Source organism: Agromyces sp. S2-1-8, from assembly GCF_021129215.1.
GTDB classification, from domain to species: Bacteria; Actinomycetota; Actinomycetes; order Actinomycetales; family Microbacteriaceae; genus Agromyces; species Agromyces chromiiresistens.
Window position 1 is genome coordinate 2,680,543 of the sequence record NZ_JAJOLP010000001.1, and the last position, 17,024, is coordinate 2,697,566.

General features: G+C 68.2%; 18 protein-coding genes. 9 read left to right on the top strand and 9 right to left on the bottom strand.

From position 1 onward, the window contains the following. Nucleotides 1-70 precede the first annotated feature (70 nt). Nucleotides 71-409 carry a hypothetical protein gene (locus LR269_RS12240; RefSeq protein WP_231431054.1) on the bottom strand — a complete coding sequence of 113 codons (339 nt, stop codon included), beginning with the start codon at nt 407-409 and terminating at the stop codon, nt 71-73. Nucleotides 410-487: 78 nt separating this feature from the next. Here LR269_RS12240 and LR269_RS12245 point away from each other — a divergent pair, with 78 nt between their 5' ends. Further along, nucleotides 488-1,252 carry an SDR family NAD(P)-dependent oxidoreductase gene (locus tag LR269_RS12245; RefSeq protein WP_231431055.1) on the top strand — a complete coding sequence of 255 codons (765 nt, stop codon included), beginning with the start codon at nt 488-490 and terminating at the stop codon, nt 1,250-1,252. A 28-nt stretch (nt 1,253-1,280) separates the two neighbouring features. Here LR269_RS12245 and dhaM read toward each other — a convergent pair whose 3' ends face one another. Genes dhaM through dhaK form a run of 3 tightly spaced genes read right to left on the bottom strand, consistent with a single transcriptional unit; the run spans nt 1,281 to nt 3,660 of the window. Further along, the gene (dhaM, locus tag LR269_RS12250) at nt 1,281-1,997 is read right to left on the bottom strand and encodes a dihydroxyacetone kinase phosphoryl donor subunit DhaM (RefSeq protein ID WP_308191649.1); all 717 of its coding nucleotides are present in this window, start codon (nt 1,995-1,997) and stop codon (nt 1,281-1,283) included. Then, the gene (dhaL, locus tag LR269_RS12255; protein WP_231431056.1) at nt 1,994-2,641 is read right to left on the bottom strand and encodes a dihydroxyacetone kinase subunit DhaL; all 648 of its coding nucleotides are present in this window, start codon (nt 2,639-2,641) and stop codon (nt 1,994-1,996) included. Before dhaL ends, dhaM begins: the two co-directional genes overlap by 4 nt. A 17-nt stretch (nt 2,642-2,658) precedes the next feature. After that, nucleotides 2,659-3,660, bottom strand: a complete 1,002-nt coding sequence (gene dhaK / locus LR269_RS12260) for a dihydroxyacetone kinase subunit DhaK (RefSeq protein WP_231431057.1) — start codon at nt 3,658-3,660, stop codon at nt 2,659-2,661. Nucleotides 3,661-3,868: 208 nt separating this feature from the next. Here dhaK and LR269_RS12265 point away from each other — a divergent pair, with 208 nt between their 5' ends. Both LR269_RS12265 and glpK read left to right on the top strand, forming a co-directional pair. Beyond that, the gene (locus LR269_RS12265; RefSeq protein WP_231431058.1) at nt 3,869-4,627 is read left to right on the top strand and encodes an MIP/aquaporin family protein; all 759 of its coding nucleotides are present in this window, start codon (nt 3,869-3,871) and stop codon (nt 4,625-4,627) included. 87 nt (nt 4,628-4,714) lie between these two features. Further along, entirely contained in the window at nt 4,715-6,229 is a 1,515-nt protein-coding gene (gene glpK, locus LR269_RS12270) for a glycerol kinase GlpK (protein ID WP_231431059.1), read from the top strand. Nucleotides 6,230-6,290: 61 nt separating this feature from the next. Here glpK and trpD read toward each other — a convergent pair whose 3' ends face one another. Further along, nucleotides 6,291-7,343 (bottom strand): anthranilate phosphoribosyltransferase, encoded by a 1,053-nt coding sequence (gene trpD / locus LR269_RS12275; protein ID WP_231431060.1) that lies wholly within the window; start codon nt 7,341-7,343, stop codon nt 6,291-6,293. A gap of 132 nt (nt 7,344-7,475) precedes the next feature. On the opposite strand from trpD, the gene LR269_RS12280 reads away from it, so the two are divergent. From LR269_RS12280 to LR269_RS12305, 6 genes are read left to right on the top strand one after another with little or no spacing between them, the layout of a single operon-like run. Beyond that, nucleotides 7,476-8,120 carry a heme-copper oxidase subunit III gene (locus tag LR269_RS12280; RefSeq protein WP_231431061.1) on the top strand — a complete coding sequence of 215 codons (645 nt, stop codon included), beginning with the start codon at nt 7,476-7,478 and terminating at the stop codon, nt 8,118-8,120. 48 nt (nt 8,121-8,168) lie between these two features. Continuing rightward, complete coding sequence (locus LR269_RS12285; RefSeq protein WP_231431062.1) at nt 8,169-8,963, top strand: cytochrome c; 795 nt, start codon at nt 8,169-8,171, stop codon at nt 8,961-8,963. 37 nt (nt 8,964-9,000) lie between these two features. Then, the gene (locus LR269_RS12290) at nt 9,001-10,077 is read left to right on the top strand and encodes a ubiquinol-cytochrome c reductase iron-sulfur subunit (protein ID WP_231431063.1); all 1,077 of its coding nucleotides are present in this window, start codon (nt 9,001-9,003) and stop codon (nt 10,075-10,077) included. Next, on the top strand, nt 10,074-11,681 hold the full coding sequence (locus LR269_RS12295; RefSeq protein ID WP_231431064.1) for a cytochrome bc complex cytochrome b subunit: 1,608 nt from the start codon (nt 10,074-10,076) through the stop codon (nt 11,679-11,681). The genes LR269_RS12290 and LR269_RS12295 overlap by 4 nt, the downstream gene beginning before the upstream one ends. A 31-nt stretch (nt 11,682-11,712) precedes the next feature. Further along, on the top strand, nt 11,713-12,570 hold the full coding sequence (locus LR269_RS12300) for a methyltransferase domain-containing protein (RefSeq protein WP_231431065.1): 858 nt from the start codon (nt 11,713-11,715) through the stop codon (nt 12,568-12,570). Between the two features lie 45 nt (nt 12,571-12,615). Then, the gene (locus LR269_RS12305; RefSeq protein ID WP_231431066.1) at nt 12,616-13,281 is read left to right on the top strand and encodes an SAM-dependent methyltransferase; all 666 of its coding nucleotides are present in this window, start codon (nt 12,616-12,618) and stop codon (nt 13,279-13,281) included. A 60-nt stretch (nt 13,282-13,341) separates the two neighbouring features. On the opposite strand, the gene LR269_RS12310 is transcribed toward LR269_RS12305, so the two are convergent. The 4 genes from LR269_RS12310 to erpA form a co-directional block, all read right to left on the bottom strand. Then, nucleotides 13,342-13,758, bottom strand: coding sequence for a cytochrome c oxidase subunit 4 (locus LR269_RS12310; RefSeq protein ID WP_231431067.1), 417 nt, complete (start codon nt 13,756-13,758; stop codon nt 13,342-13,344). Beyond that, nucleotides 13,758-15,494 (bottom strand): cytochrome c oxidase subunit I, encoded by a 1,737-nt coding sequence (ctaD, locus tag LR269_RS12315; protein WP_231431068.1) that lies wholly within the window; start codon nt 15,492-15,494, stop codon nt 13,758-13,760. The genes LR269_RS12310 and ctaD overlap by 1 nt, the downstream gene beginning before the upstream one ends. After that, the gene (gene coxB, locus LR269_RS12320; protein WP_231431069.1) at nt 15,491-16,393 is read right to left on the bottom strand and encodes a cytochrome c oxidase subunit II; all 903 of its coding nucleotides are present in this window, start codon (nt 16,391-16,393) and stop codon (nt 15,491-15,493) included. Before coxB ends, ctaD begins: the two co-directional genes overlap by 4 nt. 200 nt (nt 16,394-16,593) lie before the next feature. Then, the gene (erpA, locus tag LR269_RS12325) at nt 16,594-16,944 is read right to left on the bottom strand and encodes an iron-sulfur cluster insertion protein ErpA (protein WP_231431070.1); all 351 of its coding nucleotides are present in this window, start codon (nt 16,942-16,944) and stop codon (nt 16,594-16,596) included. Between the last annotated feature and the right edge of the window lie 80 nt (nt 16,945-17,024).

Sequence of the window (17,024 nt, forward strand, 5' to 3'; positions counted from 1 at the left end):
GGGTGGACCGTCAGTGTCGTGCGCCGCTCCCCCGAGCGGCGCACTCCCCCGTTTCCCCGGTTCCCCCGGCTCAGTTCGTCGCTTCTCGCTCCTCGTAGCGCTCGAGACGCCGACCCGTCGCCGGCATTCCGAGCTCGTTGAGCGGTCCGTTCAAGGATCGCTCTGGCAGTCGTTCGTCGGTCGGGCAGGTCATGACGATGTTGCCGTTCGCATCATCGAACGTATGTTCGAAAATCGCGTGACCGCAGACGGGGCAGGGTCGCTCCTGCAGTTCCCGCGGATCGGCCTGGTCGGTGCCCTCGGTGATGGGCGGTGCGCCGAAAATCGGCTCGAGTGCGTTGTCGACTCGATCGAAGAACCTCGTGAAAGCGTTGCCGTCGTCTGGGCGGCTCGCTGCGTCGCGTGCCATAACCGAGATCGTACGCCCCGAGGCATCCTCATCACCAGAGGCGCGCCACAGGCTCGCGGCCCTGCTTAGGCTGGGAAGATGACGGATGCCTCGCTCCCCCGCCCGGTCACGATCATCACCGGCGCCAGCCGCGGCATCGGCGCAGCGATCGCCGAACGCCTCGCCGCCGACGGGCACGACCTCGTGATCACCTACCGCGACCGTGCCGCCGACGCCGACGCCGTCGCCCGCCGCTGCACCGATTCCGGTGCGCGGGTGCTCGTGCTGCAGGTCGACCTCGCCGACCTCGACGCCGCCGCGACCGTGGTGCCGTCGGCCGTCGACGCGTTCGGCCGCGTCACCGGGCTCGTCAACAACGCCGGCATCACCGGCCGGATCGGCCCGTTCCTCGACGTGCCGCTCGAAGAAGCCGAAGCGGTGTTCCGCATCAACGTGCTCGCCCCGCTCATCATCACCCGGGCTGCGATCGAGCACATGGCGACCGACCGTGGCGGCGTCGGAGGCTCGATCGTCAACATCTCCTCTGGCGCGGCGAAGTCCGGTGCCCCGAACACGTACATCCCCTATGCGATGAGCAAGGCGGCGCTCAACGCGCTCACGACGGGCGCCTCGAAGGAGTTCGGACCGGTCGGCGTGCGTGTCAACACCGTCTCTCCCGGCACGACCCGCACCGAGATCCACGCCGCAGCCGGCCGGCCCGACGCGCCCGACGAGCGCGCGCCCGGAATCCCGATGCGACGCCCCGGCGAACCGCACGAGATCGCCGGCGCGGTCGCCTACCTGCTCTCCGACGACGCGAGCTACACCTCCGGCGCCGATATCCGCGTGGCGGGCGGCAACTGAGGGTCGATCGAACCCGCAGAACCCCGGTTCAGGCTTCGCCGAACCCGGTCGCCGTCAGTTCTGCGAGCGCGTCGACGGCGGCCGACGCACCCGGATCGTCGCTCGCGATCTCGAGGCTCGCGCCTTTCGTCAGCCCGAGCGACATGATGCCGAGCAAGCTCTTCGCGTCGGCCCCGTTGACCGTGATCCGCTGCGGGTAGCGGGCTGCGAGCTTCACGAGTTCGGCGGCCGGCCGGGCGTGCAGGCCGTCGGCGTTCACGAGGGTCACGGTCCGCGAGTACCCGGATGCCCCGTGGCCACGCGTCGGCCGGTCCTCGGATCCGGCCTCGGCGCGGCCCGGGGCCCTCGGTCCGCCACCCGCCGCGGACTCCGCAGCATTCAGGACCACCTCGAGCGGGTCGCCGGACTCCGCGGCCACGGCCGCAGCGACGCCCCCCTCGACGAGCGGCGCGTCGGCGATCCTCGTGCGCTCCCGCAGCTCGTCGTCGACGAAGTCGAGCACGGTCTCCGCCGTGAGGATCGCCGACCCGAGGTCGCAGAGCACGACGACGCCCGAGCCGGAGTCGGCTTCGGCGATCGCCGCGTTCACGAGATCGAAGCTGGTGCCGATGCGGCCGTCATCGGTACCGCCGGCCGGGATCAGCGCGACCGTCGGGGCCATCTGCCGGGCGAGCGCGACGAGGCCCGAAGCGATCTCGGCCGAATGCGAGACGAAGACGAGGCCCACCGTTCCGGGCATCGTCATGCCCCGGTCGCCGCTCGGGCGGCATCGGCGGCGGCGCGGAGCAGCAGCGCACTCGACTCCGCCCCAGGATCGCGATGCCCGGCGGAGCGCTCGCCGAGGTAGCTCGCCCGTCCCTTGCGTGCGATGAGCGGCTCCGTCGCTTCGGCCCCGGCCTCCGCGGCCGATGCCGCGGCATCGAGCACCGCCGCCGCGTCTGCGCCGGCTTCCGCGGCGGCGGTGGCCGCATCGGCCGCAGGCGTCCACGCGTCGACCATCGTCTTGTCGCCGGCCTCGGCCTTTCCCCGTAGCACGATGCCGTCGCGGCCCGCCGTCAGCAGGGCGGCGATCGCGCGGCCGTCGAGCGACGCCTCACCGGCGACCGCCGAGGCCGCCTTCAGGTAGGCCGTGCCGTACAACGGCCCCGCCGCCCCGCCGACCGTCGAGATCAGGGTGGTCGCGACGAGCTTCAGCACGTCGCTCGGGACGGATCCGGCCGCGAGGTCGTCGAGCTTCGCCGAGACGGCTTCGAACCCGCGGTCCATGTTCTCGCCGTGATCGCCGTCGCCGATCTCGCGATCGAGTGTGATCAGGTCCACCCGGTGCTCGCTGATGCACTCAGCGCTCCGCCGGGTCCAATCGACCGCCCACGTGATGTCGAGCCCCACTGATCCTCCTTCGCCAGTCACCGGCCCCAGCGGAGTGCAGCCGTCTGCACCGGGGCATCCCAGAGCTCGATCATCTCGTCGTCGAGCTTCAACAGCGTGATCGACATCCCCTGCATCTCGAGCGACGTGATGTAACTGCCGACCAGCGAGCGGGCGACATGGATGCCACGTTCCGTGAGCACCTCGGCGGCTCGGCGATACGCGATGTAGAGCTCGATCTGCGGGGTTCCCCCCATGCCGTTCACGAACAGGAGGGCCCGTTCGCCGGCCTCGTACGGGAGGTCGTCGAGGATCGGTTCGAGGAGGCGGTCGACCAGTCGGTCGGCGGGCTCGAGGCCCACTCGCTCTCGTCCCGGTTCGCCGTGGATGCCGATGCCGATCTCGATCTCGTCCTCCGCGAGCGTGAAGCTCGGCTCGCCCGCGTGCGGCACGACGCACGGCGTGAGCGCGAGCCCCATCGACCTGGCGGCGGCGTTCACCCGCTCGGCGACCGAGGCGACCTCTTCGAGCGAGTCGCCCCGCTCGGCGGCAGCGCCGGCGATCTTCTCGACGAGCACGGTGCCCGCGACGCCGCGACGGCCCGCCGTGTACAGGGAGTCGCGCACCGCGACGTCGTCGTTCGTCACGACCGCCCGCACCTCGATGCCCTCGGCGGCAGCGAGATCGGCGGCGGTCTCGAAGTTGAGCACGTCGCCCGTGTAGTTCTTCACGATGTGCAGGACGCCGGCGCCGCCGTCGACCGCCTTCGTCGCCTCGAGGATCGGATCGGGGGTCGGCGAGGTGAACACCGCACCCGGCACCGCGGCGTCGAGCATGCCGAAGCCGACGAAGCCGGCGTGCAACGGCTCGTGGCCGCTGCCGCCCCCGCTGACGAGCCCGACCTTGCCCGCGATCGGCGCATCCGCCCGCACGACGCGGATCGGATCGACATCGACGCGCACCAGATCGGCGTGCGCGAGCGCGAACCCGGCGACCGATTCGTCGACGACGCGCTTCGGGTCATTGATGATCTTCTTCATCCGGCACCCCTTCCGTGACCGTGCGGGGCCTGTCGCGGCGCGGCCGCCCCCTGCGCGGCGCTCCCTCGCAAACCTACGCCCCGTGAGGCCTCGACCGTAAGGCCGATACGTCGCGAACTCGGACGCAATCGTTCCCCCCGAAGGGGTCACGGGGCTATCGTGACACCAGAGCGGCCGCGATGAAGCGCCGCATCGAAGGGGGCTGTACATGAATCTCGGCATCATCTTCCTGTCGGAACTCGTCGGCACCGCAATGCTGGTGCTCCTCGGTTGCGGCGTCGTCGCGAACGTCGCGCTCATCCGCAACAAGGGCCACAACGGCGGGTTCCTCATGGTGAACATCGGCTGGGGCCTCGCTGTCTTCGCCGGCGTCATCGTCTCGTACGCCTCGGGTGCCAACCTCAATCCCGCGGTCACGCTCGGCCTCGCCGTCAACCGCCTCGCGAAGGGTGAGCCCGACTTCGTTCCAGGCATCCCGATCGACGCGGCATCCATCGCGACCTACATCGGCGCGCAGATGGTCGGCGCCTTCATCGGCGCCGTGTTCTGCTGGCTCGCATACAAGCAGCATTTCGACGCCGAGCCCGAGGCCGCGAACAAGCTCGGGGTCTTCTCCACCGGCCCCGCGATCCGTTCCTACGGGTGGAACCTCATCACCGAGATCATCGGCACGTTCGTGCTGGTGTTCGTCATCCTCGGGTTCAGCTACGGGCGCACGCCGGCCGAACTCGGCGCCATCCCCGTCGCGTTCCTCGTGATCGCGATCGGCGCGTCGCTCGGTGGACCGACCGGCTACGCGATCAACCCGGCCCGCGACCTCGGTCCGCGCATCGCGCACGCGGTGCTGCCGATCAAGGGCAAGGGCAGCTCCGACTGGTCGTACTCGTGGGTGCCGGTCGTCGGCCCCGTCATCGGCGGCCTCATCGCCGGGTGGGCGGCACTCGTCCTGCTGCCGGTGCTCTCGTGACGGCTCGCCGGGCAACTCCATCCGCACCGACCCCAACCGAATCATGTGCGCACGACGTCGCTCGGCGTGCACGAATGAGAGGAACTCATGGCTGACTACGTCCTCGCGATCGACCAGGGCACGACGAGCTCGCGGGCGATCATCTTCGACAAGGCCGGATCGATCGTCGCCACGGGGCAGCTCGAGCACGAGCAGATCTTCCCGAAGGCCGGCTGGGTCGAGCACGACCCGGCCGAGATCTGGCGCAACACGCGCGAGGTGATCGGTCAGGCGCTCGGCAAGGCCGACCTGACCCGGCACGACATCGCGGCGGTCGGCATCACCAATCAGCGCGAGACCGCTGTGGTGTGGGATCGCCACACCGGCGAACCCGTCTACAACGCGATCGTCTGGCAGGACACCCGGACGCAGCCCATCGTGGACCGGCTCGCCGCCGACGGCGGCGTCGAGCGCTTCACGCACAAGGTCGGCCTGCCGCTCGCGACCTACTTCTCGGGCACGAAGGTGGTCTGGATCCTCGAGAACGTCCCGGGCGCCCGGGAGCGCGCGGAGGCCGGCGACCTGCTGTTCGGAACGACCGACTGCTGGGTGCTCTGGAACCTCACCGGCGGCCATGAGGGCGGCGTGCACGCGACGGATGTCACGAACGCGAGCCGCACGATGTTCATGGACCTCGAGACGCTGCAGTGGGACGACGAGATCCTCGCCGCCTTCGACGTACCGCGCTCGATGCTGCCCGAGATCAAGAGCTCGTCCGAGGTCTACGGAACGGTCGAGCCGTCGAGCCTGCTTCGGGAGGTGCCGGTCGCCGGCATTCTCGGCGACCAGCAGGCCGCGACCTTCGGCCAGGCCGCCTTCGACCCGGGAGAGTCGAAGAACACCTACGGCACGGGCAACTTCCTGATCTTCAACACCGGAACCGAGATCGTCCACTCGAAGAACGGACTGCTCACCACCCTCGGGTACCAACTCGGATCGGACGCCCCGCACTACGCCCTCGAGGGTTCCATCGCGGTGACCGGTTCGCTGATCCAGTGGCTGCGCGACAACCTCGGCCTCATCTCGTCGGCCGCCGAGGTCGAAGAACTCGCGAAGTCGGTCGAGGACAACGGCGGCGCCTACTTCGTGCCCGCGTTCTCGGGCCTGTTCGCCCCGTACTGGCGACCCGACGCGCGCGGTGCACTCGTCGGCCTCACCAGGTTCGTCAACAAGGGCCACATCGCTCGTGCGGCGCTCGAGGCCACGGCATTCCAGACGCGCGAGGTCCTCGACGCCGTCAACGCCGATTCGGGCGTCGAGTTGACCGAGCTCAAGGTCGACGGCGGCATGATCGCGAACAACACGCTCATGCAGTTCCAGGCCGACATCCTGGGCGTGCCCGTGGTGCGTCCTGTCGTCGCCGAGACGACGGCCCTCGGCGCGGCCTACGCGGCCGGTCTCGCGGTCGGATTCTGGGCGAACCTCGACGAGCTCCGCGCCAATTGGCAGGAGGACTCGCGTTGGGAGCCGACCATGGGGGCCGAAGAGCGCGATCGCCGCCTGCGGCTCTGGAAGAAGGCGGTGACGAAGACCTTCGACTGGGTCGACGACGACGTCGAGTGACCGACGACGATCGCGGGCCCCGTGGATGCCACGGGGCCCGCGTCGTGCGTCGAGCCGGGGGTCACCGCCTGGTCGCGGCGATCCATTCCTCGAGCTTCGCCGCCGCGGCACCGCCGTCGATCGCCTCTTCGGCGACCGCCATCTTGTCGCGGAAGCGATCGAGGATCGGCCGCTGGAACTGATTCGGATCTTTCGCGAGGTCGAACGAGACGAGGCCCGCGGCGGCGTTCAGCACCACGATGTCGCGGATCGGCCCGCGCGCGCCCGCGAGCACCTCGTGCACGATCGCGGCGTTGTGCGCGGCGTCGCCGCCCATGAGCTGGTCGATCGTCGCCCGGGCGATGCCGAGGTCGCGGGGGTCGAGGTCGTGCTCCTTCACGGTGCCGCCCGAGACCTCCCACACGTGCGAGTGGCCGGTCGTCGTCAATTCGTCGAGTCCGTCGTCACCCCGGAACACGAGCGCCGTGGCGCCGCGCGTCTGGAAGACGCCGACGATGAGTGGCACCCGATCGAGGTGGGCGACGCCGACGGCCGAGGCCTCGGGCCGGGCGGGGTTGCACAGCGGGCCGAGGAAGTTGAACACCGTCGCGATTCCGAGCTGCGCCCGCACCGCGCCGGCGTGCCGGAAGCCGGGATGGAAGGCGGCCGCGTAGGCGAACGTGATGCCGGCGTCCTCGAGGACGGAGGCGACCCGCTCGGGGGCGAGCGCGAGATCGAGGCCGAGCGCCGCGAGCACGTCGGACGAGCCGGACGCGCTGCTCGCGGCGCGATTGCCGTGCTTGATGACGGGAACACCCGCCGCAGCCGCAACGATCGACGCCATCGTGGACACGTTCACCGTGCCGAACCGGTCGCCGCCGGTGCCCACGATGTCGAGCGCCATCGGATCGGCGGGCAATGGGACCGCGTGATCGAGGACGGCATCGCGGAAGCCGACGATCTCGTCGACCGTCTCGCCCTTGATGCGCAGCGCGACGAGGAACGCGGCGAGCTGCGCCTCGGTGGCCTCCCCCGTCATGACCTGCTCCATGCACCAGGCGGCGTCGGAAACGCTCAGGTCTTCACCCTGCAGGAGGGAGTTCAGGATCTCTGGCCAATTCTGGTGCGAAGGCATGCTGCCGATCCTATCCGCCCGATTCACGGCGGATTCTCGGGCGTTGCTCAGTGCGACTTAGGGTTCCCTAACCTCCGCCGCTGCGACACGGCCCCGGATGATGACGAAAACTCCGGCGCGATTTCGGCCATAATGGGGAGCGTGACGAGCACCTCAATCACTTATCAGGCGAGCGCGCCCGTGATCAATCGACCGAACACCGTCGCGGTGGGCACGATCGTCTGGCTGGGCAGCGAGGTCATGTTCTTCGCGGGACTCTTCGCGATCTACTTCACGCTGCGGTCGACCTCACCCGACCTCTGGGCGTTCGAGGCCGATCGGCTGAACTTCCCGTTCTCGCTGACGAACACGATCATCCTCGTGCTCTCGTCGTTCACCTGCCAGTTCGGCGTGTTCGCGGCCGAGCGCCTCCAGCCGTACCGCACGGGTCCGTGGTGGAACCCGGCCAAGTGGGGCATGGTCGAGTGGTTCTTCCTCACCTACGCCATGGGTGCGATCTTCGTCTCGGGTCAGATCTGGGAGTACGCGACGCTGGTCTCCGAGGGCATCTCGATCGACTCGAACTCGTACGGCTCGGCCTTCTACCTGACGACCGGCTTCCACGGCCTGCACGTCACCGGCGGCCTCCTCGCGTTCCTGCTCGTCATCGGCCGGGTGTTCGCCGTCAAGAACTTCGGTCACCGTGAGGCCACCAGCGCGATCGTCGTCTCGTACTACTGGCACTTCGTCGACGTGGTCTGGATCGGCCTGTTCCTCGTGATCTACGTCCTGAAGTAGGCCCGCCCGATGCGTCAGTCCAGCAAGCCCGTGAACAGGAAGAACCACATGACCCGCCAGAAGCGACGCGCCGGCCGCCGGCATCCGCTCGCCACCGTCGCGCTCCTCGCCCTGGGCCTCGTCTTCACCGGCGGTGCGTACGCGGCGCTCAGCGCCGGCACCGTCGCCCAGGCAGAGGACGACCCGACCTCGCAGCAGACGATCGACGAGGGCGAGAAGCTCTTCCAGGCGAACTGCGCGACGTGTCACGGCATCGACGCCCAGGGCACCGACACGGGTCCGAGCCTGATCGGCGTCGGCGCCGCCGCCGTCGACTTCCAGGTGGGCACCGGCCGCATGCCGATGCAGATGCAGGGACCGCAGGCGCCGCAGAAGCCCCCGCAGTTCAACGACGAGCAGGTCAAGCAGCTCGCCTACTACGTCGCCTCGCTCGGCCCCGGCCCCGAGATCCCCGCCGACCACCTCGTCAACGGCGGCGGCGACGCGGCGAACGGCGCAGAGCTCTTCCGCATCAACTGCGCGATGTGCCACAACGTGGCCGGCGCCGGCGGTGCTCTCACGGAGGGCAAGTTCGCTCCCCCGCTCACCGAGGTCACGGGCGTCCACATCTACGAGGCGATGGTCACCGGCCCGCAGAACATGCCGGTCTTCAACGACCTCAACATCTCGCCCGAGGACAAGCGCGACATCATCACGTACCTCAAGTACGTCCAGGACAACCGTTCGCCCGGCGGATTCGAGCTCGGCTCGCTCGGCCCGGTCTCGGAGGGCCTGTTCATCTGGATCTTCGGTCTCGGCACCATCGTCGCGATCACCGTGTGGATCACGGCGAAGTCCAACTAGCGGCAGCCCGGCACGAAGAAGACCCAGAAGGAGAACCATGGCACAGGACGACCACAGCGGCGCGGAAGTCGCCGCTGCAGACTCGTCGCACGCCGCGCACGACTCGAACGTTTCGCCGGGCACCGCGGTGATCGCCGCCGACGCGTTCGAGAATCCCGGATTCCCGCCGCACCGGCCCCGGGTGACCGATGAGGACCCGAAGCGCGACAAGCGCGCCCAGCGCACCGTCTACACGCTCTTCTACCTGTCGATCCTCGGCAGCATCTGGGCGATCGCGGCGTACATGCTCTTCCCGATCGAGTCCAACGACGTCGGCATGGTCCGCCTGAACAACATGTTCTTCGGCCTCGGTGCGACGCTCGCCCTGCTCGGCATCGGCTTCGGCGTGGTGCACTGGGGCAAGGCGGTCATGGCCGAGGTGGAGCTCGCCGACGAGCGGCACCCCATCGGCGGTTCGCCCGAGACCCAGGCCGCCGCGGCGCAGGTGTTCGCCGACGCTGACCGGGAGTCGGGCTTCACGCGACGCACCGCGATCCGCAACAGCCTCATCGGCGCCCTGCTGGTGTTCCCCCTCCCCGCGATCGTGCTCTTCCGCGGCTTCGCCCCGCAGGACGAGAACCCCGTCGAGCTGCTCAGCCACACGATGTGGCAGAAGGGCAGCCGGCTCACGCTCGACCCGTCGGGCACGCCGATCAAGGCCGCCGACGTCACCATCGGCAGCGCCTTCCACGTGATCCCCGAGGGGCTCGCCGAGCTCGAGCACGGCAAGCTCGAGGCGAAGGCCAAGGCCGCCGTCCTGCTCATGCGCCTCGACCCTGCCGAGCTCAACGAGCTGCCCGATCGCAAGGACTGGTCGTACGACGGCATCGTCGCGTACTCCAAGATCTGCACGCACGTCGGTTGCCCCGTCGCCCTGTACGAGCAGCACACGCACCACCTGCTGTGCCCGTGCCACCAGTCGCAGTTCGACGTCACGAACCACTGCGAGGTCATCTTCGGCCCGGCCAAGCGCCCGCTGCCGCAGCTGCCGATCACCGTCGACGACGAGGGCTACCTCGTCGCACGAAGCGACTTCACCGAACCCGTCGGCCCGAGCTTCTGGGAGCGCCATTGAGCACCGCACCGTCCGCCACCGCGCCGCAGAAGCGGTCGTTCACTGCGGCAGCCTCCGTCTACGTCAACGAGCGCACGAGCCTCGCGGGCTTCGTGAAGGAGCTCGGTCGCAAGGCCTTCCCCGACCACTGGTCGTTCCTGCTCGGTGAGGTCGCGCTCTTCAGCTTCGTGGTCGTGCTGATCTCGGGCACCTTCCTGACGTTCTTCTTCCAGGCGTCGATGGCCGAGGTGCACTACAACGGCTCGTACGTTCCTCTCAAGGGCGTCGAGATGTCGGTCGCGATGGCGTCGACCCTCGATATCTCCTTCGACATCCGCGGCGGCCTCTTCGTGCGCCAGATGCATCACTGGGCCGCGCTGCTCTTCGTCGCCGCCATCGGCCTGCACATGCTGCGCATCTTCTTCACGGGTGCGTTCCGCAAGCCGCGCGAGCTGAACTGGGTGATCGGCTTCACGCTCTTCATCCTCGCGATGGCAGAGGGCTTCACCGGTTACTCGTTGCCCGACGACCTGCTCTCGGGCAACGGCCTCGCGATCATCAACGGCATGATCAAGGGCATCCCCGTCGTGGGCACCTGGACCTCGTTCCTCCTCTTCGGCGGAGAGTTCCCGGGCACCGCGATCGTCGGTCGCCTCTACACGCTGCACATCCTGCTGCTCCCGGCCCTCGTCGTCGCGCTCGTGGCGATCCACCTCGTGTTCGTCGTCGTGCACAAGCACACGCAGTATGCAGGCCCCGGCAAGACCCAGCAGAACGCGGTGGGCCCGCCCATCCTGCCGATCTACGCGGCCAAGGCCGGCGGCTTCTTCTTCATCATCTTCGGCGTGCTGGCGCTCATCGCCTCGATGTTCACGATCAACCCGATCTGGAACTACGGGCCATACGACCCCTCCCCCGTCTCCGCGGGCACCCAGCCCGACTGGTACATCGGCTTCGCCGACGGCGCCCTCCGTCTCGTGCCGCCCGGCTGGGAGTTCGTCTGGCTCGACCGCACGTGGTCGTTCAACATCATCGTGCCGATCCTCGTGCTCGGCGGCTTCATCATGGCGGTGCTGATCTACCCGTTCATCGAGGCCTGGGTGAAGGGCGACAAGCGCGAGCACCACATCGCCGACCGCCCGCGGAACGCGCCGACCCGCACCGCGATCGGCGCAGCCGGTGTCACGTTCTACGCGGGCCTCTGGGCCGCGGCGAGCTCCGACATCCTGGCGACCCACTTCTCGCTCACGATGGAGGGCGTGATCCACGCGCTTCAGGCCGTCGTCATCATCGGACCGTTCATCGCGTACTTCATCACGAAGCGCGTGTGCATCGCCCTGCAGAAGAAGGATCGCGAGATCGTGCTGCACGGCTACGAGTCGGGCCGCATCGTGAAGCTGCCCGGCGGCGAGTTCATCGAGGTGCACCAGCCGCTCGACGAGTACGACCGATGGAAGCTCGTGGACTTCGAGACCTACGAGCCGCTCATGATCCGGCCGAACGCGCGCGGCAAGATCACCGTCGGCCAGCGCGTCCGCGCCTCGCTGTCGCGCTGGTTCTTCGAGGACCGCATCGCGCCGGTCACCAAGGGCGAGCTCGAGGCCGGCCACGACGGCCACCACTGACTCGCTGACTGACGGATTCGGGCACCGGGCCATGTCGATCGATTCGACCTGGCTTCGGTGCCCGAACTGTTTCAGCGATCTCGCCCCCGTCGGTGACCGCACGTTCGGCTGCACGAACGGCCATCGGTTCGACCGGTCGAAGTACGGGTTCCTCACGCTCCTGCCACCGAAGGCGCCACGCACGGTCGGCGACGACCGGTCGATGCTCGACGCACGCGCCGCGCTGCTCGGCTCGGGTGCGTACCAACCGATCTCCGACGCGCTCGCACGTCTCGCACAGGCCTCCGCCGGCTCGTCGGATGCCGCCCCGCGCATCGCCGACCTGGGATGCGGCACCGGTCACTACTCGGCCGAGCTGGCCCGGGTCATCCCAGACGCGCGCTTCCTCCTCGCCGACCGCTCCCCCGATGCCGTTCGCGCGAGTCTCCGCGCCCTGCCAGGTGAGACGGGTGTCGTGCTCGACATCTGGCGGCCACTCCCCCTTCGCTCGTCGACGGCCGACTTGGTGCTCAACGTGTTCGCGCCGAGGAACGGCGCCGAGTTCGCGCGGATCCTGCGCCCGGGTGGCCGGCTTCTCGTGATCGTGCCCACAGAACGGCACCTGCGCGAGCTTCGCGTGGCCGGGCTCATGCTCGATGTTCCGCCCGGCAAGTCGGGTCGCCTCGTGGAGCAGCTCGCGGTCGACGGCTTCACTGCCTCGGACGTGCATTCGCTCGAGTACGACCTCGGCGTGGACGCCGCCGGTCGTCGACTGCTCGCGGGAATGGGCCCCGCCGCGCATCACTCGGGTGCAGAGGCTGCGGCTGCGGTCGAACCGGACGCCGCGCCGGCGAACGTGACGGTCTCCGTCGAGCTGCTCGAGTTCCAGCGGTCGGCGTCGGCGGCCTGACGCGCGCTTGGTGCATTCGTCTCCCGCTGGGGCGATACTTGCACCATGGACGATTGCTGCGTCGATGCAGCAGATGGCGCAGACCGCTACGAGCCGGTGTTCACCGGACGCTTCGCCGAGCGAATCGCCCGGCGGTATGCGAAGGACGGACTGACGCCCCCCGAGCGGCGCATCGTCGAGTTCCTGGCCGACGAGGTCGGCGTGCAGGGCGCCACCGTGCTCGAGATCGGCGGGGGCATCGGCGAGATCCAGATCGAGTTGATCAAGCGCGGCGCATCCGCCTCCGTGAACCTCGAGCTCTCGAGCGCCTATGAAGAGGTGGCCGGGCGGGTCGCCGCGAAGGCCGGTACGGCGCATGCCATGACTCGGCGCATCGGCGTCGACCTCGCGCTGCATCCGGAGGCCGTCGACGTGGCGGACGTGGTGATCCTCCATCGGGTCGTCTGCTGCTATCCCGACGCGACCCGCCTGCTCGCGGCTGCCGCAGGACGAGCACGCCGAGTGGTCGTCTTCACCCACCCGCCTCGCGATCCGCTGACCAGGCTCGCCGCGGCATCCGGAAATCTGCTCATGCGGCTGCAGCGAAAGACCTATCGCGGCTACGTGCACTCGCCCGATGCGATGGTCGCCGTGCTCGAACACCGCGGATTCGAGGCGCGCTACCGCCAGCGGGCCGGGTCGTGGCGCGTGGTCGGGGCAGTACGCGCTTGACCCCGATAACGGCGGAAGCCCCGGACCATTGGTCCGGAGCTTCCGCCGTCGAGACGATGCTCAGCGCGCGAAGTTGCCGCGATAGTACTCGTAGACCCAGCCGACGAGGCTGATCACGCCGATGCCGACCGCGATGAAGGAGATCCAGAAGCCGACGGCGAGGCCGAGGAACATGAGCGCCGCAGCGCCGGCGAGCATGATCGGCCACCAGCTCCACGGGCTGAAGAAGCCCAGCTCGGCGTCACCGTCGTCGATGTTCGCGTCGAGACGGTCTTCGGGAAGCTCCGCACCCTGGGCGCTGTGCACCCGGCCGAGGTAGAACGCGATGAAGGCGGCGAGGATCGCGCTGAGCGTGATCGCGATCGAACCCGCCCATTCGGGCTGGCCGTACTCGAGCGTGGTCCACACCCAGTAGACCCCGGCCATGATCAGGAAGAAGACCGCGAGGATCCAGAACAGGATGACGTTGGCGCGCATTACTTGATCTCCTCCGTGGCCGCGTCGTACGTCGGCGCCTCAGGGGCGTCCTTCGCCGGTCCGATGCCGACCGGGATGCCGGCCTCGGGGTGGTTGAGGTCGAACGCCGGGCGCTCCGAACGGATGCGCGGGATCGACGTGAAGTTGTGGCGCGGCGGCGGGCAGCTGGTCGCCCACTCGAGCGAGCCTCCGTACCCCCACGGGTCGTTCACGGTGACCTTCGGCGCCCGACGGGCCGTGATGTACACGTTCAGGAAGAACGGCACGAGCGAGATCGCCAGGATGCCGGCGCCGATCGTCGACAGCTGGTTCATCCAGGTCACGTTGTCTTCGGGCAGGTACGAGAAGTACCGGCGGGGCATTCCGACGACGCCGATCCAGTGCTGGATGAGGAACGTCGTGTGGAAGCCGATGAACAGCAGCCAGAAGTGCCACTTGCCCAGCGTCTCGTTGAGCATCTTGCCGGTCCACTTGGGCCACCAGAAGTAGAAGCCCGCGAACATCGCGAACACGACCGTGCCGAACACCACGTAGTGGAAGTGGGCGACGACGAAGTACGTGTCGGACACGTGGAAGTCGAGCGGCGGCGACGCCAGGATGACACCGGTGAGGCCACCGAACACGAACGTGATGAGGAAGCCGAGCGACCAGATGAGCGGCGTCTCGAACGTGATCGAGCCTCGCCACATCGTGCCGATCCAGTTGAAGATCTTCACACCCGTCGGCACCGCGATCAGCATCGTCATGAGGGCGAAGAACGGCAGCAGCACGGAGCCGGTGACGTACATGTGGTGCGCCCATACCGTGACCGACAGGGCCGCGATCGCGATCGTCGCGTAGATGAGGGTCTTGTAGCCGAAGATCGGCTTGCGGCTGAACACCGGGAAGATCTCGGACACGATGCCGAAGAACGGCAGCGCGATGATGTAGACCTCGGGGTGTCCGAAGAACCAGAACAGGTGCTGCCAGAGGATGACGCCGCCGTTGGCCGGGTCATAGACGTGCGCGTCGAAGATGCGGTCGGCACCGGCCGCGAGCAGGGCGGCCGCGAGGACCGGGAACGCCATCAGGATGAGGATCGACGTGACGAGCGTGTTCCACGTGAAGATCGGCATGCGGAACATGGTCATGCCGGGTGCGCGCATCGTGATGATCGTCGTGATGAAGTTCACGGCACCGAGGATGGTGCCGAAGCCCGAGAGGCCGAGGCCCAGCATCCAGAGGTTGCCGCCGACACCCGGCGAGAACGTCGTCGAAGCGAGCGGCTGATAGGCGAACCAGCCGAACGATGCGGCGCCCTGCGGCGTGAGGAAGCCTGCGACCGCCATGAGCGAACCGAAGTTGAACAGCCAGTAGGCGAACGCATTCAGACGCGGGAACGCCACGTCGGGAGCACCGATCTGCAGCGGCATGAGCACGTTGGCGAACCCGGCGAACAGCGGCGTCGCGAACATGAGCAGCATGATCGTGCCGTGCATCGTGAACAGCTGGTTGTACTGCTCGCGGGTCTGCAGCAGCTCGAGACCGGGCTCGAAGAGCTGGGCGCGGATGATCAGCGCCATCACGCCGCCGATGCAGAAGTAGATGAAGGAGGTGATCAGGTACATGTACCCGATGACCTTGTGGTCGGTGGAGGTGATCCACTTGACGAGGACGTTGCCCTTGCGTTCGACCTTGGAGGCGCCGAACGGCAAGCTGCTCGACTGCGGCCGAGCCGGTGCGGTCGTGGTGCTCATTCGGCTTCTCGCTCTTCCTTCAGTTCGGGTGCGCCTGCGCCGGGCAGGTTCTGGTTGCGGTCGTACTCGCTCGACAGCTGGCCCTCCTGGCCCGCGTCGCGGAGTGACTGGATGTAGTCGTCGTATTCGGCCTGGGAGACGACCTTGACGTTGAAGAGCATGAGCGAGTGGTACTCGCCGCAGAGCTCGGCGCACTTGCCGGCGTAGGTGCCCTCGCGCTCGGGGACGAACGACATGTAGTTCGTCTTACCCGGGTACATGTCCTTCTTGTAGAGGAAGTCCACCACCCAGAAGGAGTGGATCACGTCGCGCGACTCGAGCTCGATCTCGACGTTCGCGCCGACGGGCAGGTAGAGGGTCGGCAGTTCCGACTGCACGAGCGAGCCCTTCGGGCCCTCTTCGTCGAGCTGTCCCTGGATGCCGGGCGAGTAGACGTCTTCCTTCACGTAGTTGAAGTCCCACGCCCACTGCTTCGCGATGACCTCGACCTGGACGTCGACGTCGTCGGCGGCGAAGCGCTGCTCGATCTGCTCCTGGTCGCGCGCGGTGAACGCGAAGAACCCGAGCACGAGGATGAGCGGGACGATCGTGTAGAAGACCTCGATCGGCATGTTGTAGCGCAGCTGGACGGGCAGACCCGTCTGCCCCTTGCGCCGGCGGTACGCGATGACCGCCCAGATCGTGAGGCCCCAGGTGATGACGCCGACGATCAGCAGCACGACCCACGACGTGACCCAGAGGCCGCGAACGGTGTCGGTGTGATTCGTGACCGGTGCCTCGCCCTCGACGAAGCCGGGGAGGAATCCGTTGAGCTGCGCCTGCGTGCAACCGGCGAGCACGAGGCTGAGAGACGCTGCGATCGGGATAGCAGCCCATCGGAGACGGCGATTGTGGCGCACCGGTGACCTTTCGGGAGACTCGAAGGCGCTTCACAGTGAAGCGCGGTGATCGATGTCTAGCCTACTCCGACTCGGCACCCGAGGTGTGCATCCACGGCCGATGTCGGGCGCGCCGCGGGGCGGAATCATCGGTGGATCGGCCCAAATGCACGAAAGGGGGCCGCAAGATGCGGCCCCCTCTCAGGAAGATGCGGTAGCGCTCAGTGGAACGAGTCGCCGCACGCGCAGCTGCCCTGCGCGTTCGGGTTGTCGATCGTGAACCCCTGCTTCTGGATGGTGTCCTCGAAGTCGATCGCCGCGCCGTCGAGGTACGGCACGCTCATCTTGTCGACCACGACCTCGACGCCGTCGAAGTCGACGACGGCGTCGCCGTCGAGCAGGCGCTCGTCGAAGTAGAGCTGGTAGATGAGGCCGGAGCAGCCGCCGGGCTGCACCGCGACCCGCAGGCGCAGGTCGTCGCGGCCCTCCTGCTCGAGGAGGCTGCGCACCTTGTCGGCGGCGGGGTCGCTCAGCTTCACGCCGTGCGTGGTCTCGGTGATCGTGTCGCTCATGTCTCTCCTCGATGCGTCAGGAACGCGGAATCCTCGTTCCATGGTAACCGTCGTGAGCACCGCGACGGCTGTGAGTCGTC

Excerpts from the sequence above, each read along its gene's own strand:
- LR269_RS12265 (WP_231431058.1), top strand. The coding sequence starts at position 3,869 with ATGAATCTCGGCATCATCTTCCTGTCGGAACTCGTCGGCACCGCAATG.
- LR269_RS12310 (WP_231431067.1), bottom strand. The coding sequence starts at position 13,758 with ATGCGCGCCAACGTCATCCTGTTCTGGATCCTCGCGGTCTTCTTCCTG.
- dhaM (WP_308191649.1), bottom strand. The coding sequence starts at position 1,997 with ATGACGATGCCCGGAACGGTGGGCCTCGTCTTCGTCTCGCATTCGGCC.
- erpA (WP_231431070.1), bottom strand. The coding sequence starts at position 16,944 with ATGAGCGACACGATCACCGAGACCACGCACGGCGTGAAGCTGAGCGAC.
- LR269_RS12245 (WP_231431055.1), top strand. The coding sequence starts at position 488 with ATGACGGATGCCTCGCTCCCCCGCCCGGTCACGATCATCACCGGCGCC.
- LR269_RS12305 (WP_231431066.1), top strand. The coding sequence starts at position 12,616 with ATGGACGATTGCTGCGTCGATGCAGCAGATGGCGCAGACCGCTACGAG.
- trpD (WP_231431060.1), bottom strand. The coding sequence starts at position 7,343 with ATGCCTTCGCACCAGAATTGGCCAGAGATCCTGAACTCCCTCCTGCAG.
- glpK (WP_231431059.1), top strand. The coding sequence starts at position 4,715 with ATGGCTGACTACGTCCTCGCGATCGACCAGGGCACGACGAGCTCGCGG.
- LR269_RS12300 (WP_231431065.1), top strand. The coding sequence starts at position 11,713 with ATGTCGATCGATTCGACCTGGCTTCGGTGCCCGAACTGTTTCAGCGAT.
- LR269_RS12285 (WP_231431062.1), top strand. The coding sequence starts at position 8,169 with ATGACCCGCCAGAAGCGACGCGCCGGCCGCCGGCATCCGCTCGCCACC.
- LR269_RS12290 (WP_231431063.1), top strand. The coding sequence starts at position 9,001 with ATGGCACAGGACGACCACAGCGGCGCGGAAGTCGCCGCTGCAGACTCG.
- ctaD (WP_231431068.1), bottom strand. The coding sequence starts at position 15,494 with ATGAGCACCACGACCGCACCGGCTCGGCCGCAGTCGAGCAGCTTGCCG.
- LR269_RS12240 (WP_231431054.1), bottom strand. The coding sequence starts at position 409 with ATGGCACGCGACGCAGCGAGCCGCCCAGACGACGGCAACGCTTTCACG.
- LR269_RS12280 (WP_231431061.1), top strand. The coding sequence starts at position 7,476 with ATGGGGAGCGTGACGAGCACCTCAATCACTTATCAGGCGAGCGCGCCC.
- dhaK (WP_231431057.1), bottom strand. The coding sequence starts at position 3,660 with ATGAAGAAGATCATCAATGACCCGAAGCGCGTCGTCGACGAATCGGTC.